The organism is Ruegeria arenilitoris (assembly GCF_013035425.1).
GTDB lineage: Bacteria > Pseudomonadota > Alphaproteobacteria > Rhodobacterales > Rhodobacteraceae > Ruegeria > Ruegeria arenilitoris_A.
Genome location: NZ_WQHX01000002.1, coordinates 73,269 through 91,210, shown reverse-complemented (window position 1 = coordinate 91,210; position 17,942 = coordinate 73,269). Strand labels below are relative to the sequence as shown.

Annotated in this window: 17 protein-coding genes; 4 read left to right on the top strand and 13 right to left on the bottom strand. The window is 54.1% G+C overall.

The annotated features are described in order from the left end of the window. Window positions 1-5 precede the first annotated feature (5 nt). The 8 genes from GOV45_RS06040 to GOV45_RS06005 all read right to left on the bottom strand — a co-directional run bounded on the left by GOV45_RS06040 (window position 6) and on the right by GOV45_RS06005 (window position 8,140). Window positions 6-1,268, bottom strand: coding sequence for a c-type cytochrome (locus tag GOV45_RS06040; RefSeq protein WP_170475549.1), 1,263 nt, complete (start codon window positions 1,266-1,268; stop codon window positions 6-8). Further along, window positions 1,269-2,474 (bottom strand): formate dehydrogenase subunit gamma, encoded by a 1,206-nt coding sequence (locus GOV45_RS06035; protein ID WP_170475548.1) that lies wholly within the window; start codon window positions 2,472-2,474, stop codon window positions 1,269-1,271. It lies immediately after the preceding gene. Window positions 2,475-2,545: 71 nt separating this feature from the next. Further along, entirely contained in the window at window positions 2,546-3,139 is a 594-nt protein-coding gene (gene fdh3B / locus GOV45_RS06030; protein WP_170475546.1) for a formate dehydrogenase FDH3 subunit beta, read from the bottom strand. An 11-nt stretch (window positions 3,140-3,150) separates the two neighbouring features. Then, entirely contained in the window at window positions 3,151-6,045 is a 2,895-nt protein-coding gene (locus tag GOV45_RS06025) for a formate dehydrogenase subunit alpha (RefSeq protein WP_170475544.1), read from the bottom strand. 105 nt (window positions 6,046-6,150) lie between these two features. Beyond that, complete coding sequence (locus GOV45_RS06020) at window positions 6,151-6,339, bottom strand: twin-arginine translocation signal domain-containing protein (RefSeq protein WP_170475542.1); 189 nt, start codon at window positions 6,337-6,339, stop codon at window positions 6,151-6,153. 58 nt (window positions 6,340-6,397) lie between these two features. Then, window positions 6,398-7,009, bottom strand: a complete 612-nt coding sequence (locus tag GOV45_RS06015) for a TorD/DmsD family molecular chaperone (protein WP_170475540.1) — start codon at window positions 7,007-7,009, stop codon at window positions 6,398-6,400. A gap of 4 nt (window positions 7,010-7,013) precedes the next feature. Beyond that, window positions 7,014-7,589, bottom strand: a complete 576-nt coding sequence (locus GOV45_RS06010) for a DUF3306 domain-containing protein (protein WP_170475538.1) — start codon at window positions 7,587-7,589, stop codon at window positions 7,014-7,016. Further along, the gene (locus GOV45_RS06005; RefSeq protein WP_170475536.1) at window positions 7,586-8,140 is read right to left on the bottom strand and encodes a DUF3305 domain-containing protein; all 555 of its coding nucleotides are present in this window, start codon (window positions 8,138-8,140) and stop codon (window positions 7,586-7,588) included. Before GOV45_RS06005 ends, GOV45_RS06010 begins: the two co-directional genes overlap by 4 nt. 259 nt (window positions 8,141-8,399) lie before the next feature. Between GOV45_RS06005 and GOV45_RS06000 the strand changes: the two genes are divergently transcribed. Continuing rightward, window positions 8,400-10,355, top strand: coding sequence for a 4Fe-4S binding protein (locus GOV45_RS06000; RefSeq protein WP_170475535.1), 1,956 nt, complete (start codon window positions 8,400-8,402; stop codon window positions 10,353-10,355). On the opposite strand, the gene GOV45_RS05995 is transcribed toward GOV45_RS06000, so the two are convergent. Next, on the bottom strand, window positions 10,349-11,077 hold the full coding sequence (locus GOV45_RS05995) for a hypothetical protein (RefSeq protein WP_170475533.1): 729 nt from the start codon (window positions 11,075-11,077) through the stop codon (window positions 10,349-10,351). The two genes, GOV45_RS06000 and GOV45_RS05995, sit on opposite strands and share 7 nt — an antisense overlap. A 133-nt stretch (window positions 11,078-11,210) precedes the next feature. Here GOV45_RS05995 and GOV45_RS05990 point away from each other — a divergent pair, with 133 nt between their 5' ends. From GOV45_RS05990 to GOV45_RS05980, 3 genes are read left to right on the top strand one after another with little or no spacing between them, the layout of a single operon-like run. Continuing rightward, window positions 11,211-12,272, top strand: a complete 1,062-nt coding sequence (locus GOV45_RS05990; RefSeq protein WP_170475531.1) for an Mrp/NBP35 family ATP-binding protein — start codon at window positions 11,211-11,213, stop codon at window positions 12,270-12,272. Further along, the gene (locus GOV45_RS05985) at window positions 12,269-12,964 is read left to right on the top strand and encodes a biotin/lipoate--protein ligase family protein (RefSeq protein WP_170475529.1); all 696 of its coding nucleotides are present in this window, start codon (window positions 12,269-12,271) and stop codon (window positions 12,962-12,964) included. The genes GOV45_RS05990 and GOV45_RS05985 overlap by 4 nt, the downstream gene beginning before the upstream one ends. Beyond that, window positions 12,964-13,443, top strand: coding sequence for a DUF6505 family protein (locus GOV45_RS05980; RefSeq protein ID WP_170476568.1), 480 nt, complete (start codon window positions 12,964-12,966; stop codon window positions 13,441-13,443). The genes GOV45_RS05985 and GOV45_RS05980 overlap by 1 nt, the downstream gene beginning before the upstream one ends. Here the strand turns inward: GOV45_RS05980 and GOV45_RS05975 are convergent, their stop codons facing one another. The 4 genes from GOV45_RS05975 to GOV45_RS05960 form a co-directional block, all read right to left on the bottom strand. Then, window positions 13,444-13,944: a flavin reductase family protein gene (locus tag GOV45_RS05975; protein WP_170475527.1), complete on the bottom strand. Its 501-nt coding sequence runs from the start codon at window positions 13,942-13,944 to the stop codon at window positions 13,444-13,446. It lies immediately after the preceding gene. 85 nt (window positions 13,945-14,029) lie between these two features. Beyond that, on the bottom strand, window positions 14,030-15,442 hold the full coding sequence (locus GOV45_RS05970) for a 3'-5' exonuclease (RefSeq protein ID WP_170475525.1): 1,413 nt from the start codon (window positions 15,440-15,442) through the stop codon (window positions 14,030-14,032). 2 nt (window positions 15,443-15,444) lie between these two features. Continuing rightward, window positions 15,445-15,963, bottom strand: a complete 519-nt coding sequence (locus GOV45_RS05965; RefSeq protein ID WP_170475523.1) for a hypothetical protein — start codon at window positions 15,961-15,963, stop codon at window positions 15,445-15,447. A gap of 60 nt (window positions 15,964-16,023) precedes the next feature. After that, window positions 16,024-17,847 (bottom strand): DUF294 nucleotidyltransferase-like domain-containing protein, encoded by a 1,824-nt coding sequence (locus tag GOV45_RS05960; protein ID WP_170475521.1) that lies wholly within the window; start codon window positions 17,845-17,847, stop codon window positions 16,024-16,026. Window positions 17,848-17,942 lie beyond the last annotated feature (95 nt).

The window sequence follows — 17,942 nt, the reverse complement described above, 5'->3', positions numbered from 1 at the left end:
CCGGCTCAGTTTTCGTCCGCCGTAGCGACGCGCAAAAATTCGATCAGATCAAGGCGATCCTGTTCGCCAGTGATACGTTGCATCGGCATCTTGGACCCAGGAATGTAGTGATCGGGGCCCTCGTCGAAAAGAGCGTTTATTGTCTCATCATTCCAAATGATATCAGAGTCTTGCAATGTATCCGAGTACAAATATCCGGGAATAGTTCCCGCCTTGCGCCCAAATATTTTATGCAGCGTCGGACCAGCGCGCCTTTGGCTGTTAGTTGTAAGGCTATGGCATATCGAGCATTTGCGGGCGAATTGGCGCTCTCCGTTTTCCATTTCCTCGGGCTTTTTCAAGAAGCTCGGTTCAACGGTGGCCATCCGTTCCTGTTCTGACAGTGTTGCGACAGGCCAACTGTACATAGCTTCGTCAATCCCACCTGCGTGGATGTTTTGGCCGTCGGAAGAAAAGGCTAATGCCCAGACCGGGCCACGCAAAGTTGCGCGAAAATCCTGAGCGATACGCCAATTGACTGTATTGATCAGCATTATGTATCCCTCGCCGTCGCCGACCGCCAATCTGGTTCGGTCAGGGCTAAGGGCAAGGGCAAGAATTGGGCGGCGGCCTAGCGTATAGTCACGTTCTTGTCTCGTCGTCAGATCAAGGATGCGCGTGACCCCATCTACTGCGCCATAAGCGATCCAATTATCCTGAGCATTAAGAACTAGTTTGTTGATTCCAAATCCATGTTCAATCAGGCGATCAACTTCCTGCCCAGTGGTCAAGTCCCATAGACGCAGTGAACCATCAACCCCGGCCGAATACAGATGTGATCCGTCTGGCGTAAATTCCACGTCACTGACACCGCTTCCAGTGGGCCCCAGCACAGAAGGGGTCGAACCGTCGACAGGCCACAACCCGATCGTTCCATCCCAACTGGCTGTTGCGACATGGGTTTTTGAGATCGCTAAGCCCACAATTTTGCCCTTGTGCTGGCCGATAACCTCACCGCCGGGCCATTGGCGCAAGGTGAAGTCGTCTCCTGCAGAATAGATTGTTGATCCGTTGAAGATGACAGAATTAACTGCGGCCTCATGGCCTTCCAACCATTCCGGTGACTGCTGAGTCCACAACCCCACGGAGTTGTCAAAACTGGCAGTGGCGATACGTCCATCCGGGGCGGTAGCAATTCCCATTATGGGCCCACCATGGCCTTTTAGCGTAAAAAACTCTGCCTCTGCACGCAGAGGCAAGAGCGCCAGCGCAATGATTAAAACTCTCATTTATTCAGCAGGTGAGGCCGTGGCTTTCCCAGCCTCCTTTTCCTGGACTTCTTCCAGCCACAGCGAGTGATGTTCACGCGCCCATTGCTCTTCGACCTCGCCCGTTCCCATGGCGTCAAATGCGCCCTCCATTCCGACAGAACCCAGATAAATGTGGGCGAGGATGATTGCGATAAACGCATAGGCGACCATGACGTGCCAGACTTGCGCGTATTGCATCTCTTCCTGGGGCGACATCTGAACAGGCAAGTCCAGTCCCATGAGTTGCGGGATACCAGTCGAATTCGCAATCGAAAACGTCTTGGCGAACAACGGCATCTCGAACGGAAAGAGCAGGGACAAACCAGACAGGCTGATAGAGACACCCAACAAGATGCACAGCCAGAAAATTATCTTTTGACCGGCGTTGAATTTCTTGGCGGGAGGATGGCTGCCTTTGGTGAACAATCCGCCGCCTGCAGCCAGCCATTTCAGATCAACGCGATTGGGAATGTTATGCGCAATCCAATTGACTGTAATGATCACAAGACCCAGCATAAATGCCCAAGCCAGATTGTTGTGTAGCCACTTGCAACCCTGCGCTATTGTGGCAAATCCTTCTTTGCCAAAAAGCGGAATTAGAAAATCACGACCGTACAGCGTCAGCAACCCGGTAATACCCAATACGAGGAAAGATCCGGCGAATAGCCAGTGCCCAAAACGTTCAAAGCCATTAAACCTGGTGACCGTCCGGCCTGTTTTTTCGCCGTCAATTTTAATGCGGCCCCGTAGCACGAAAAACAGTAACAGCACGATCAGCATCCCACCTATTATGTAGTTGCCGTAGTCGCGCAGGGGACCGGTGCGGAAATTCAGCCACCACATTCCGCCATCCTGAATCAATACGCTTGCTGCAGGTCCCTTGGACGAAACTGTGACGTCAGCCGAACCGTAACGTAAAGCGCGGAAAACGTCGCTGTCTGACGCCACGCCTCGGGTACCCAGCTGCCCTAATAAGCCTTCTGCGTTACCTTGACCTGTGTTTCCCGATCTATAACTGTTGTCGATCTTCTCGCCACGCTGCCGAGCCAGAATGTCCTCAAGCGTCGTGGCGCCTCCAGTGGCGGTTCTGTCAGTTGTTGCTGGGGCCTCGGCCTCGCCTGATTGTGCCATGGCCGTATTGACCATAACGAATGACAGCAGCAGTGCGATGAATAAACGGAACATCTGAACCTCAGTCAAAATTCCAAGCAGATGACCCGCTTTGGCGGGTCATCTGACAACATTAAGACGGAACCTTATCCGTCTTTCTGGTCGTATGCGGTACCCCAACCCCAGGCGCCCGAGCCGAATCCGCGCGCCACAACGCGTTCGCGGTAAACTGCCGACACCACGTCGCCGTCACCGGCGAGCAGGGCTTTGGTAGAACACATTTCGGCGCAGATAGGCAGCTTGCCTTCGGCAATCCGATTACGACCATATTTGGCGAACTCTGCGGTCGAGTGCGTTTCCTCGGGTCCACCGGCGCAGAAGGTACATTTGTCCATCTTGCCGCGCGATCCGAAGTTGCCCGCTTGTGGGAATTGCGGTGCGCCGAACGGGCACGCATAGAAGCAATAACCGCAACCAATGCACAAGTCCTTCGAGTGCAGAACGACTCCTTCTTCGTTTTGATAGAAGCAGTCGACTGGGCAAACCGCCATACACGGAGCGTCCGAGCAATGCATGCAGGCCACCGATATCGAGCGTTCACCCGGGTTACCGTCATTGATCGTCACCACCCTGCGGCGGTTAATGCCCCACGGCACCTCGTGTTCGTTCTTACACGCGGTTACGCAGGCGTTGCACTCGATGCAGCGTTCAGCGTCGCAGAGAAACTTTGCTCTAGCCATTATCGTCCTCCTTACGCTGCCCAGATTTTGCAGAGAGTCGCTTTGGTCTCTTGCATCTGGGTCACTGAATCATAGCCATAGGTCTGAGCGGTGTTTGTCGCTTCGCCCAGCACATAGGGATCGGCGCCTTTGGGGTATTTGTCCCGAAGGTCCTCGCCCTGGAAATGGCCGCCAAAGTGGAATGGCATAAAGGCTACGCCGGCACCGACCCTGTTGGTCAGCATCGCCATAACTTTGACTTTACCGCCCTCAGGACCTTCGACCCAGACCTGTGCTCCGTCACGAATACCAAGGTTGTTGGCATCGCGAGGGTTGATCTCGACGAACATGTCCTGCTGAAGCTCAGCCAGCCAAGGGTTCGACCGTGTCTCATCACCGCCGCCCTCATACTCGACCAATCGACCCGACGTCAGGATTATTGGGTAATCCTTTGAAAAGTCGTTCTTTTGAATCGAAGCGTAGAGGGTAGGTAGGCGATAAGCCTGACGGTCCTCGTAGGTCGGATAGTCATCCACCAGATCGCGCCGGTTCGTGTAAAGCGGTTCGCGATGCAGTGGGATCGGATCCGGGAAGGTCCACACGACCGCGCGGGCTTTAGCGTTCCCGAAGGGCGCACAGCCGTGTTCGATCGCAACCCTCTGGATACCGCCCGAAAGGTCAGTCTTCCAGTTGGTTTTCGGACCGGCCACAGCGTCGATTGCTGCGCGTTCCTCGTCCGTCAGATCACCGTCCCAACCAAGATCCATCAGCATCTGCATCGTGAATTCTGGATAACCATCCTGAATTTCCGATCCGACACTGTAGACCCCTTCGGCCAGCAGGTTGTCGCCATCGCGTTCCACGCCGAAACGGGCACGGAAAGTCAGGCCACCTTCGGCAACCGGTTTGGACATGTCGTAAAGGTTCGGTGTTCCCGGGTGACCCATCTCGGCTGTACCCCAGCAGGGCCAAGGCATACCGTAGTAATCACCATCGTTTGGACCGCCCACTGCCTGCAGCGTTGTTCTGTCGAACGTATGCTGATTGGCCATGTGGCTTTTGATCCGCTCAGGAGACTGACCAGTGTAGCCGATAGTCCAGAGGCCCGAGTTGAACTCACGTGTAATGCTTTCAACATTCGGGGTTTCAGGGTCTTCCATTTCGATATTGCGGAAGAACCGATCCGCCCAGCCGAACTTGTTCGCGAACTTGGCCATAATGACCTCATCCGGTAGACTTTCGAACAGCGGATCAACCACTTTGTCACGCCACTGCAGGGAACGGTTCGAGGCCGTGACCGAGCCACGGGTTTCGAACTGCGTGCAAGCGGGCAACAAATAAACACCGTCAGTGCGGTCATGCATAACGGCGGATACTGTGGGATACGGGTCGATCACGACCAGCATGTCCAATTTCTCCATCGCCGTCTTCATTTCCGGACCGCGGGTCTGTGAGTTGGGCGCGTGGCCCCACAGGACCATTGCACGGACGTTGTTGTCTTGGTCCATGTTTGCAGGATCTTCCAGAACGCCGTCGATCCATCGGGAGACAGGGATGCCGCGTTCATTCTGAAGCGACTTGTCCTTGCCTTCCTTATCTTTGATCGTTGCGAACTGACTTGCCAGCCACTCTGGTTCTTCACCCCAAACCCGGGCCCAATGACCCCAGGCACCTGCGGACAGGCCGTAGTAGCCGGGCAGGGTGTGGGACAATACGCCTAGGTCTGTCGCGCCTTGCACATTGTCATGGCCGCGGAAGATGTTTGTACCACCACCAGCAGTGCCCATGTTGCCCAAGGCGAGCTGAAGTACGCAGTAGGCACGAGTGTTGTTGTTGCCGTTGGTGTGCTGCGTACCTCCCATGCACCAGATCACGGTACCGGGACGATTGTTGGCCATAGTGCGCGCAACGCGCTTGAGCTGCGATCCGGGTGTGCCGGTAACACGCTCGACCTCGTCCGGGTTCCACTTGGCGACTTCTTCTTTGATCTGGTCCATTCCCCAGACACGGGTACGGATGAACTCTTTGTCTTCCCAGCCGTTATCGAAGATGTGCCACAGGATGCCCCAGATAAGCGCAACGTCTGTTCCGGGACGGAAACGGACATATTCATCCGCATGCGCCGCGGTGCGCGTAAAGCGCGGATCGCAGACGATCAGCGGGGCGTTATTCTGCTCTTTCGCGCGCAGAACATGCAACAGCGAGACGGGGTGCGCCTCGGCAGGGTTGCCGCCAATGATAAAGATGGCACGGGAGTTATGGATGTCGTTATACGAATTGGTCATGGCGCCATAGCCCCATGTATTCGCAACACCCGCAACCGTGGTTGAGTGGCAAATTCTGGCCTGATGGTCCACGTTGTTGGTGCCCCAGTAGGCAGCAAATTTGCGGAACAGATAGGCCTGTTCATTGTTGTGCTTCGCAGAACCCAGCCAATAGACACTATCGGGGCCAGATTCTTCGCGGATGCTCATCATGCCGTCGCCGATCTCGTTGATCGCCTCTTCCCAGCTAATGCGCTTCCATTCGCCGCCTTCCTTTTTCATCGGATATTTCAGGCGGCGCTCGCCATGGGCGTGTTCACGTACCGCTGCACCTTTGGCACAGTGGGCGCCCAGATTGAACGGGCTGTCCCAACCGGGCTCCTGGCCGATCCATACGCCGTTCTGCACTTCGGCAATCACCGTGCATCCGACTGAACAATGAGTGCAAACGGATTTCACATTTTCAACGGCTTGGTTGGCCGCTGTTTGGGCACTGGCTGGCGTCACGGTTCCACCCGTGGCGCTGATCGCGGCAAGACCGCCAATCGTCAGGCCCGACCCGCGCAGGAACGCGCGGCGATCGACGGTTTTTTCGCCGATCTGGGACAGGATACTTGTCCGCTGGGGGCGTCTCGCAACCCCGTTGGTCTTTTTCCTAAGCATTTCTTTCCTCCCTTGCTGGCCATGTAACCCATGGCTGGCTTGGTACTGCTGAAACCGACGTCAGGGCCAATCGCAACCTTCAGTCGGGTGTGAAGGCGTCCGATTCTAAAACCGGGTGCTTTCTATGTATGCGCGTGTGTGCGCTGTATCCTGCATCCGGGTTTCGTCCGTCGGCAACTCTGATGCCTCGGCTTTCCCGCTCAGGCTGGCGGCGGCGACTGCAGCAGGCGCTGCGGTTCCGGCCAGTTTGAGGAAGTTGCGGCGCGTTGCGCCTTCTTCCTTGGTCTTGCTCATGGGCTCCTCCTGTCCCAATTGCGGTTTGATGCCCATTTGGGCACCGGCGAATGGCGGACTAGGCCGCCGTCATTCGGAATGCTTCACGTTCGATTTCCATAAAAATCCGTCCGGCTGTTCCAACCGAACCATAGAGTACTGAGCTTTCAGCAGCCTCCAGATCAGAAAAGAAATGGGCCGCCCAGGGACCGATATGCTTGTTCCAGAACGCCCGCTGTTCGTCCAAAGTTGCCACTGTGCCAAATCGCCCGACAATCATACCGGCCATCATTTCCATTAAAGAGGCGATATTGTCTTCGGGTTCAAAAACGTTCTTTGCTCTTGTTATCCCGCGCGCTGCCATGTCGTTGCGCAGTTGCGCCAACGGCTTTTCATTCAAGAACCCAGTCAGATAAAAGCTGGCGTAGGGCAGCAACTCTCCACGTCCCAGCCCTATGAACAAGGCATTAAATTCCCGCTCGGCGGCCGCAGGTTTGGTAATCTTGGCCACCCTCGCCATTGCTTGAATCGCCTGACCCAAATCCGTGTCATCTCCGCTCAGCCCGGCCATTTGGTCCAGCAGTAATTGATCGGGCGGGCCAGCCATTAGAAGACCCAGAAAGTTATAAAAATCCGCGCGTAGCCGATCCTCTGCCGAGATATCCACTGTTTGCGCGTTGTTGGCGGTCATTCAGTCATCCTTCAAATTCAAATATCATGCGGCGCGGGGAGGGGGGTAGGTCCGCGTCACTTTCTGTTTCGCCAAGTTCGACCATCTGCACGGGAGGTTGGAGCGGTTCGTCAATTGGCTCGCTGGGTGGGGGCTGGTCGCTAAGCTCTTCGACAGGTTCGTCTGTTTCTTCCTCTTCGGACACTGCAAGTGCCTCGATGTGAGCCAGCATTCCCTTGCCGACCTGATATGCGGTCTGGAGGTTTTCAATCACGCATGCTGCGTCGGTGTAATCCTCACCGTACTCCACCAATCCGTCCACATTGGCCAATACAGGGTTAAGTCTCCATAACCTTCGAAGCGCGCGTTGTCTCAGTCGATCCGGAACGGCTTTGGACATGAAGCCTGAGACGTCGTCACCTGGTTCCAACGCATCGGGATCCGGCAAATTGAATTCAGCCAGAATTTCCTGGTCAGTCTTTTCTTCCAGTTCGGAATGGCGCGCAGCAAGTTCCTGCGCTTCGACCGCTGCAGTCTCTGCCTCTGCTTCGGCCTGAACAGCAGCTTTCCGGCGGGACCAGAAATCACGGTTCTCGCTCATTGCAGTAGCCTCCGAGGAGCGCGATAAACGTCCGAGTCTTGACGGATACGTCCGTCGCCCCGTCCATCCTCTACCAAGTCGGTGCGTTTTTTGTCGCGGCGACGCTTCACAAAGATCTCGTCCTTGTGATGTTGCAGCGCGAAGTCGCGAACCCAAGCGATCAATCCTTCGCTCATGGGAATTTTTTCGACAATTTCTTCGCCGGTGTCGGCATAGTCCTGACCCTCAAACGGAGAAGCTGTAACTAGAACGACATTCAATGGATGATCTCCAACAAGCTCATCTCGCAGAACCAAGTATAAAGATGGCTGTCCGTCTGACAGGTTCACCATGTACGCTTCTGTTTCATCTACCCATAGGGTCAAGGGAAGGGTCGCTGCGTGGTATTCAACGGCTTCACCTTCGCGTCGCAGCTCCTGCCAATTGGCCGGACCAGCGCCGGGCAAAGCAGCGACTGCGCGCCAATTCCAGCGAGCCCATCGGGTCACACCTGGCGTTTTTCGAACAATAATGCCAACGGGCATTTCAATCTGGCTTGCGGCCCCAGCCACTTAGTCCTCCCCAGAAGGCTCTCCCCTGCCTTCCCATTGATGTACTATGGTACATAAATTGGCCTCGTGCCAAGTCCACAGTGAGTATTGAGTGTCGTTTTTTCAAAGAAAGCATTCGATATTAAACTCGGAAAGCAAACAGGAGAAAGAGAGTGTGAAAAATAATGCACAATTCCACTGTGTTCGACGGTGTTTGCGTTGCCACTCGCTTGATTAAGTCTAATGTGCTGAGCAAGAGATTGCAGCCCGGGGGGAGATTATGGCCGGCAAGCTGATGTTGTGCGATTGCGCTGGTTCGCAAAAAATGGATAGGGAACAGATTTCCCGGTCATGCGAATTGGTGTGCTCTCGGGTTCACACGGCGTTGTGCACACACGAATTGGAAGCAGCTGCCGAAGCGATGGAGCAAGGCGATCAATTGGTAATCGCCTGCGGACAGGAAACTGCGGTTTTTGTCGATCTGGCCGCCGAACTCGGTGTGGAACGTCCTGGATTTGTGGACTTGCGTGATCGTGCAGGTTGGTCAGCTGAGGGTCAGGATGCTACGCCCAAGATGGCAGCGTTGGCCGCCGAGGCGACTTTGCCGATCCCAGTTACGCCGGGCGTTGACGTCGTAAGCGAGGGCACTTGTTGTATAATTGGCCCCGGCTCAGTCGCTTTCGGCTTGGCGGAACGATTGTCACAAACATTGGCTGTGACGGTTTTGGTGACGGACCGTTCCGAACCCATGGACCGGTCATATGACGTTGTCCGAGCAAATTTGCGCAGTGTGTCGGGCGCATTAGGTGGCTTTATCTTGCGTCTTGATCAAGTTGAACAACTGGAACCCGGAGGACGAAGAGCGTTCGGCTGGACTGAACCTCGCGACGGAGCAACTTCTCGCTGCGATATATTAATAGATGTTGCAGGCGATACACCTTTCGTGACAGCCCCTGAAAAGCGCGAAGGGTATTTGCGGGCCGATCCGCGAGATGCTGTGGCCGTTGCAAACTTGGCTTTTGATGCCGCTCAGCTCGTCGGTACATTTGAAAAACCTTTATATGTTCGAGTGGACGAGTCATTGTGCGCCCATTCGCGGGCGGAACAGATTGGATGCACAAACTGTCTTGATGCTTGCCCTACCGGGGCGATTACTCCGGCCGGTGATCACATAACGATAGATCCTATGGTTTGCGCCGGGTGTGGAGCTTGTGCGGCGCTTTGCCCGTCCACTGCCATTACGTACGAAGACCCGCCTGTTTCCGCATTACTGTCTCGGATGCATATTCTTGCGCGCACCTATCGCAGCGCAGGCGGGTCTAACCCAAGACTTTTGGTGCATGATTCCCATGGGGCACACATGATCAGGCTTGCTGCTCGCTTTGGCCAAGGCCTGCCAGCTAACGTCATCCCATTGGAGTTGAATGCTATCTCTGGTTTTGGTCATGCTGAAATGCTGGCAGGTCTGGCCCACGGATTTGCCCGAGTTGACGTGTTATTGGCGCCGAGAACTGAAAGAGATGCTCTGGACCGCGAATTAGTTTTGGCTGAGGCGATTGCAGGAAAAACAGCGTTTGGGCTAATTGACGAAACTGACCCAGATGCTTTTTCCGACCTACTTTACACACAGGCCGTGCCTAAACCGTTGTCGAACCCGGTTCTGCCCCTCGGAAACCGGCGTCAAATTACCCGACTAGCGGCCCAAGCACTGAACCCTGAATCCACCGAGCCGCTTCCTTTGCCTGAAAACTCACCCTACGGTGCAGTTTCAGTGAATTTGGACAGCTGTACGCTTTGCTTAAGTTGCGTGTCTCTTTGTCCCTCAGGTGCGTTGATGGACAACCCGGACAAGCCGCAGCTGAATTTCCAGCAAGACGCCTGTCTGCAATGCGGAATGTGCAGCACGATTTGTCCTGAGGATGCCATCACTCTGGTGCCCCAACTCGACCTTTCAGACGCTGCCTTGTCCCAGCAAGTGCTGAACGAAGAAGAGCCATTCGCCTGCGTAGAGTGCGGAGCGGCCTTTGGCGTGAAATCTGCTATTGAGAGGATTATGGAAAAACTTTCAGGCAGTCACCCGATGTTCGCCACTTCGGAACAGGCTCGTTTGATCCAGATGTGTGACGATTGTCGAGTGAATGCACAGTTTCACAGCCAGGACAACCCTTTTCAGGCTGCGCCAAAGCCGCGCGTAGTGACGACCGAGGACTACTTTTCAAAACGAAAGGATCACTGAAGTTCCAGCGGGGCGCCCAAATCTGCAGCTTGCATAACTGAGACAAATGCCAGGATTGCTTCGAGATCTTCAATTGTCATTTCGACTGGATGGATAGGGGGTGGACGATCTATTGCGAAAGGCGGGGTAATGTCTTTGACCTGCGTAAACGAAGGATGCGGGTTCAGAGCAAAAAACGCTTCAAAACGTTCGGACCAATCTGGTAAGGAGCGAAGTACCGCAAAGGATGGTGTCGAACCAAGGCCGTTCATTCGGTTTTGAGGGCCGATAACGTGACAGCGGCCGCACAAACTAAGCGAGAGCTTTTGACCAAGGGCGGCATCTCCGTCTATCACCTGCTCGGCTTGTTTAATCTCAACTTTAATGTCTGCGTTAAACGGATCACCTTGTGCTGGCGCAAAGCTCTCGATTGTACGTTTCCCGATATCCGACACAATCCAGTCGCGAAATCGCGAATGCTTGGCATCATCTTCGATCTGCAGGTGGTAGACAATGCCGTCTCGCTGGAACACCGGGTCGCCCGAGGGGGCTGTGGAAATAGACATTCTGCCATTTTCGTCAGCTACTACCTTGATCCCGGTCTTGAGAGAAAAGCGTGGAAGAATATGTTGCAAAAGACCCGAGTCTGAAATCTCATCCGGAGCGGCAAGGCCAATCGCCTCTTGTGACCAAGAGGGGGTAGCAGAGAGCGTCAAGCTCAGGCACAACAAGACAAAGCGCATGGCTCAGCCTAACGGCCCGGGACCGATTGCGTCAAATGAACAAACTTAGGACGGAGACACGTGCAATGAGCGGCGACCAGAAACTGGCGAAACGCAGCGCCCATCAGACAGGGCAAAATATAGGTAATGACGCATGAGTGTTCGTGACGCAGTTCTTGCAAACCTGAAAAAGATCACGGACCCAGTTTCTGGTCAGGACATTGTCAGCGCCGGAGTTGTGCGTGCCTTGAATGTCGAAGGTGATACAGTGCGCTTTGTGCTTGAGATCGATCCGAAACAGGCCGAACGTATGGAGCCTGTGCGCGCAGCGGCAGAAAAGGCGGCTCAGTTGGTTGAAGGCGTGACAAAGGTTTCGGCTATGTTGACGGCACATTCTGATAAGGCTCCACCGGATCTCAAGCCCAAGCCCAAGCCCTCGCAAACCGGACCGCAAGCCGTACCTGGTGTGGACCGGATTATCGCCATAGCCTCGGGAAAGGGCGGCGTTGGTAAGTCCACGGTTTCTGCTAACCTCGCATGTGCACTTGCGGCCGAAGGTCGACGGGTCGGCTTGCTGGATGCAGATGTTTATGGTCCGTCGCAGCCCAGAATGCTTGGAGTTTCCGGAAGGCCGGCAAGTCCTGATGGCAAAACGATCCTGCCACTTCGAAATCATGGGGTTACAATGATGTCGATGGGTCTGATGACCAACGAAGGGCAGGCAGTCGTTTGGCGGGGTCCGATGCTGATGGGGGCACTGCAACAGATGATGGGTCAGGTGCAATGGGGCGCATTGGACGTTTTGATCGTTGACTTGCCACCGGGAACGGGCGACGTGCAACTGACACTGAGCCAGAAGTTTAAAGTGGACGGAGCGATCGTCGTGTCAACTCCGCAAGATGTGGCACTGATTGATGCTCGAAAGGGTATCGACATGTTCCAGCAGCTAAAGACACCAATACTTGGAATGATCGAAAACATGTCCACGCATATTTGTTCGAACTGTGGACACGAGGAACACGTGTTTGGTCATGGTGGCGTTGCGTCCGAGGCTGTGTCGCTGGGCGTTCCTTTGCTTGGTGAGATTCCGTTACATTTAGATATTCGCGTTGCAGCAGACGGTGGCGCACCGATCGTGGTCAGCAAACCAGATAGTCCGCAGGCAGAATCTTTCCGTAAAATTGCCCGTGAATTGATTGCCAAAGGTAACGCATGAGCCAGCCGGTTTTTCCGCCATTATTGACCGGCCATTCAGTGTCGGGTGGGGAAAACCCGTTTGAGCGTGCTCAGGCCATGTCAGCGCTCGGCTGCGATGCGGGAACGGTTGTTTACAACATTCAGGCGGACAGGCTACGCGTGGCAATCGTTTTCGCGCCCGAAGTCCCGCTGCAAGATGCCATGGCCATGCTGCCGTTGTGTGCAGTAGGGTTTCAGAACGCCTTGGGCGCTTTGGCCCCGCCCGAAGTTGCCGTACATCTGGGCTGGGATGGACCGATTTTCGTGAATGGCGCAAAATGTGGCACGTTTCATGCCGCGGCCTCGTCTTCGGACCCGGATACCATACCTGATTGGATCGTGATAGGTTGGGAACTGGCGTTGTTGCAGACCAGTGGTGATCCAGGCGAAACGCCTGATATTACCGCGCTCTATGATGAGGGTTGTGCCGATGTATCGCCTGAGCAGCTGGTTGAAAGTTGGTCCCGTCATATGCTGACGTGGCTCAATCGTTGGCAGGAAGAAGGTAACGCTTCATTGCACAGCGAGTGGATGGGGTTGATACGTGATGTCGGAGAGCCAATTGGAGAACAGGGCGTGTTCCTTGGTACGGACGAGAGGTTCGGGATGCTAATTCGGAAAGGCTCCGATACGCAACTGCGCCCCCTGACTCAATTGTTGGAGAACGCATGATGAAGTTGGCGCGCGCTATTCACTTTGATGAAAGTGACATGAACGTTTTTCATTCGCCAGCGCGTACCGGAGAATGGTGTATTTCTGGCGGCTTCGAGTTTTCGAACTGGGGCGAGGGCGATTTAGAGGGCAAGGCACGACAGGCTTTTGCAAATGGTTGGCTGGGTTTGGAGACATTTGGCCGAGTTACTTTTGTGGCCGTGACACAAATCGAACCTGCTGAATTGGAACAGATGAAACAAAATTTGGCTGATCACTTTGTACGACTTTACGGCGCCCCTTCGATTGAGACGGCTATGGAGGTTGCTCAGGCCGAGATAGATCATATGACAGAAATGTGCGAGGACCACGCGCCAAACACATTGCTTACAGTCGCGCGAGAACTTACGGGTGCAGGTGTTCATGAGGCTTTTCGAGTGATCACGCCGCAAGAAACCCAACTTGAAGCTTTGGCTGTACACGGTTCTTTAGACGATTGATCAGATCAGATCGGCGAATCCACCAAATTGCCCGCGCTTGAAAATCAGTCCTTGTCCCGGGCGGTGCATAACTGTTTCAACGTGCCCGACCAGAATAAGGTGATCGCCTGCATCGTGTATGTCGGACAACCGGCAATCAAATCGGGCGAGGCAGTCGGATAATCGAGGGCGGCCAGCTTCGTCACATTGCCATTTCGTATGGGAAAAATCGAAACCATTTCGGGCAAATAGCAATGCTTGATCGTGCTGTTCTTGTGCCATCACGTGAATTGCATAGTGCTGACAATTGCTGAATGCGTCGTAGCGATTGGAGTCTTTGGCAAGGCACCACAATACCAGCGGCGGATCCAGTGATACCGAAGCAAAGGAATTGACCGTAATTGCAACCGGCCCGCCAGCTGTGTTGGTTGTAACCACCGTGACACCTGTCCCAAAACATCCCAGCGCTTCGCGGAAGTTCAGGCTTTGGTCTGGACCGGGAGTGAATGTCGTTTCGGTCATCGCACACTCGTTTAAAGGTATGTCTGAGGTGCCATGCGCTGCAGAGATTGTCTATGGCAAGCTGCATCCGATCCAAATTTTGCGGTCAATTCAGGTCTTCCAGCAACCGCCCGTGTTTGCGTGTTTCTGCGACAACTTTCCCGAATGTCACCATGCCGCGCGCACTTAGCATGGGCAGCATTTTTACCAAAACTTGGGCTGTAGCCACTGCGTCGCCTAATGCAGTATGGCGTAAATCGTTTGGAATTGTGATCTCAAGTCGCTCGCACACGGCATCCAGTGTATGCGTTTCACTCGCGCCGAAAAGAACCGCTGAAAGTAACACCGTGTCTAACACTGGGTGATCCCATTTGACGCCGATACGAGCCGCGTGGCGTCGCAGAAATGCCATATCGAATGGTGCGTTGTGGGCAACAATAACGGCGTCACGTGCGAATTGGTGAAAGGTGCGACCTACATCAACAATGTCCGGCGCTCCTGCGACCATGGCATCGTTTACCTTGTGTACACGGGTTGAAGCAGCCGGAATTGGGATGCCCGGATCGACCAGGGAATCCAGTTTTTCTCCCGCTACGATTTTTCCTTTAACCACGCGAACTGCGCCGATTTGTACAATTTCGTCTTTATGAGGAAGAAGCCCGGTCGTTTCGGTATCGAATACAACAAAACACAAGTCGGTCAGGCGACGGTTCTCAAACTCTTCGTCTATCGACGTGTCGAGAAGATCGAAGTCATAGATAAGTGGCCGGGCTTCGTCTGGTCGAATGCGCAGGGTGCTATCATCAAAAATCAGCATATATCCCGGCGCGTCTCCTAACGGCTTCATGCGCGCCGAATAAGCTTGGGTGCCGTCGACACTGGTAAGACTGCATTCAACTTCCATGCCGGTCTTGCTCATCTCAGAGTAGGCATCGGTTAGACCTGTACTTTCGAGATAATCAAAAAGGGACGCGTTCAGTCGCGGGTGGGCGATCTGCGCCAGAACCTCTGCTGCCTGTGCATCATACAAAACAATCTGGTGCTTTGGTCCCGCCAACAGCATTGCTACGGGTATCTCGCTCAATAGCGCGGTCAGGCGTTTTTTCTCGGCAGCGAGGTGCGCCGTTTCTGCTGCAACCGCCTCGGCTGTGTTTATTGCGGTGTCTGAAAATTGTTCGGCCAGCCCTGCGGCGGCCGGACCCAAATCACCCAAATAACGGGTGGCCCTTACATCCATCTCGGTGTTTACGCCAGCGTGAGCACGGGCTCGCAGTTGTGCAGACAATCGTTCGATCGGTTTGGCGACATTGTCGTCGAACAAAAGCCAGACTCCGACGATCAAAGCCAGAAAACCAAAAGCGATTAGGATTTCCGCAAATATGTAGGCATCAATCAATTCGGGATCGTCAACTCGTTGATAGCTTATCCATAGTGCCAGTGAGCTTACGACCAACCCTCCGACGGCCAGCAGACAAAAGAATAGAAAAATTCTTAAACGGAGGCTAAGACGGTTCAGCACATTCAAACTCCGCAGGTCGCCTCGATCAACGGGTCATTATCACTGGTTTCGATCCAAGCGGCATTCAGTAAACGCCCGTCACTTGCGAACTCAGCTCCATCGACCAGGTTGGCACGGCTGTTTTGCGCGCAATCGACTGCAACGGGAATCTTCGAAACAGGCGCCCACCGTCCGAAGAAATAGAGATCGACAAGCCGCTGTTCAGGAACGTTTTCATTGGTCTTTACAGAATCTTTATCGATTGCCGCAAAACGGTCAACAAATGGCGCAACATAAGTCCATGGGCGATAAAATGCTTTGCTCTCAACTTCCTGCACGACAGCCAGACTGCCGGGCAACGATTCGAGGGTGCGGTCATACCAAGAGTACTCGCTGGTGATCGTCATTCCGATCATTCCCGCTCCGGCAGCGACAGGAGCTGCCCACCGAGGCAATCGTCCGCCTGTGAACTTGTTCAGAACCATCACCACGCCCGCAAACGCAAAGCCTGCAAAAATTGTGCCAATCAGTTCCAAAAACATCCTATTTCTCCATTCTCCGGGTCTGCGCGACCCAAATGCATTGGCTGATCCTTGAACGGCTCAGCCCAGCATCCCTTTTCCGTGCCCGACAGCGGATTGCATGGTTTTTATCACAACAAAGGCGTCTCGAAGATGACTTCGCTCAAAGTCCGACAGATCCGATGGGGGCAGGTAATTGTTTGGCGCCTCACCTGATTTTACCAGTCTGACTTGATGTTCCAGTCTGGTTTGAGCAATCAAATCATAGGCGTCCAGTAGATCCCGCGCACCCGAATGACTAAGCACTCCAGCAGTTTCAGCAGCCTTCAGCCGTGCACGGGTATTGGTTTCTTTCAATTGACCTTGCAGGCAATATACGCGTGCAAGATCGACCACGGGAACGACACCATTGTGCTTTAAATCCAAAGTGTTTCTGTGTTCGCCTGACCGAACGGTGGCAAAGCCACGTAAAAGACCCAAAGGTGGAGTATGTTTTAGCGAGTTCGAGATCAGATGGGCCACAAATATCGAATTACTGTTTGCCGCCTCAAGCGTTTCAGCCTGAAGATTTGCAAACAGCTCGAAGGCTCCTCCAATAGGGCGTAGGTCGAACATGACCGAGGCCAGCATTTGCGCCTCTGGGTTCGGTGTCTTGATCCAGCCTCTGAAATACTCCCTCCACACTCCAAGAGTCTGACACCAGCGTGGATTTGTTGCCATCATGTCTCCCGGGCAAAAGAAGTAACCGCAAGTGTCCAGCCCATCGGAGACTGATTTTGCGAGCGCTGTGAAATAAGGAAAGTCGGATTCATTTGCGGCATCATCCAATATTAGGCAATTGTCTTGATCTGAAACGCCGGTCTGCTCCTGCCGCCCTTGCGAGCCACAAGCCAGCCACAAGTACGGCACGGGTGGTGGGCCCAATGCAACTTCGGCCAATGCCAGCAAGCGGCGAGTCGCGGTATCAGCAATGTCTGTAATCAGGCGCGTTACGACTTCGTGCCTGTTTCCACCGGCCACCAATTGAACCAACAATTGAGGTATTTCTTCAGTGACCTTCGCCATTTCTTCGGCTGTATCGGCGTGCGCGATGCGCCGAACCAACTCGGCTGAATTGATGGCTTGATAATGCGTTAAATCGGTTTGTGTCACAATGCCAACAAGTTGGCCAGCTTGAGAAATCGGGATGTGGCCGATCCCGCGTTCCATCATCACGTGCAGGACATCAGAGCCGATATCAGATGGGGACAAAGTGACTGGGTCGGGTGTCATTATCGAGGATACTGGAGTGTTTTGATCCATTGCGTCGACTACGAACTTTTCAGCGATATCACGTAGTGTCACGATGCCTTGTAAGTCACCGCTATCAGTCACGCACATTGAAGAGATATGTTTGTCCCTCATAATCTTTGCGGCCTGTTGCACGGGCGTATCTGGTGGGCACGTGGCCGGATCGCGTGCCATCAACACATCGATGGAACTGGTTGCCAGACTTTGTGGGCCGCTACGCTGACTGCGCGATCGATTGAAAAACTTTGCAACCACATCATGATTGGCAATCAACTCGCTCACCAAGTCAGATGGCAAAACGATTAATACTGACGGCGAATGTGCCCGGGCGTTGGTCGCTGCCTTGCCGTTTTTGATAAGTCCACGCTCTCCGAACGAATTCCGCAAACCGAGATGCGATACCACCGAACCGTTTTCGTCCGTGATTTCAATCAGTCCTTCGTAAATTAGAAACAAGCCGGGCAGGGTGTGGCCCAACTCGTAAACCGAGAAATCCTCGTCTGTTTCCCAAACTTCAATTTGCTTCGCTACATCCTCTAGTGCGCTGTCAGGCAGGGCATCATAGGGGTGAACGGACTTTAGAAATCGGGTGATCTCGTCTTGGGACAGGGGCATCAGATTTCTCCGTGTGTCAGAAACAAAAGTCCCGCCCGGGTGGGTGCCGGGCGGGAGCAGTCAGTCGATGGACGCGGCAGGACAAGGATACCTCG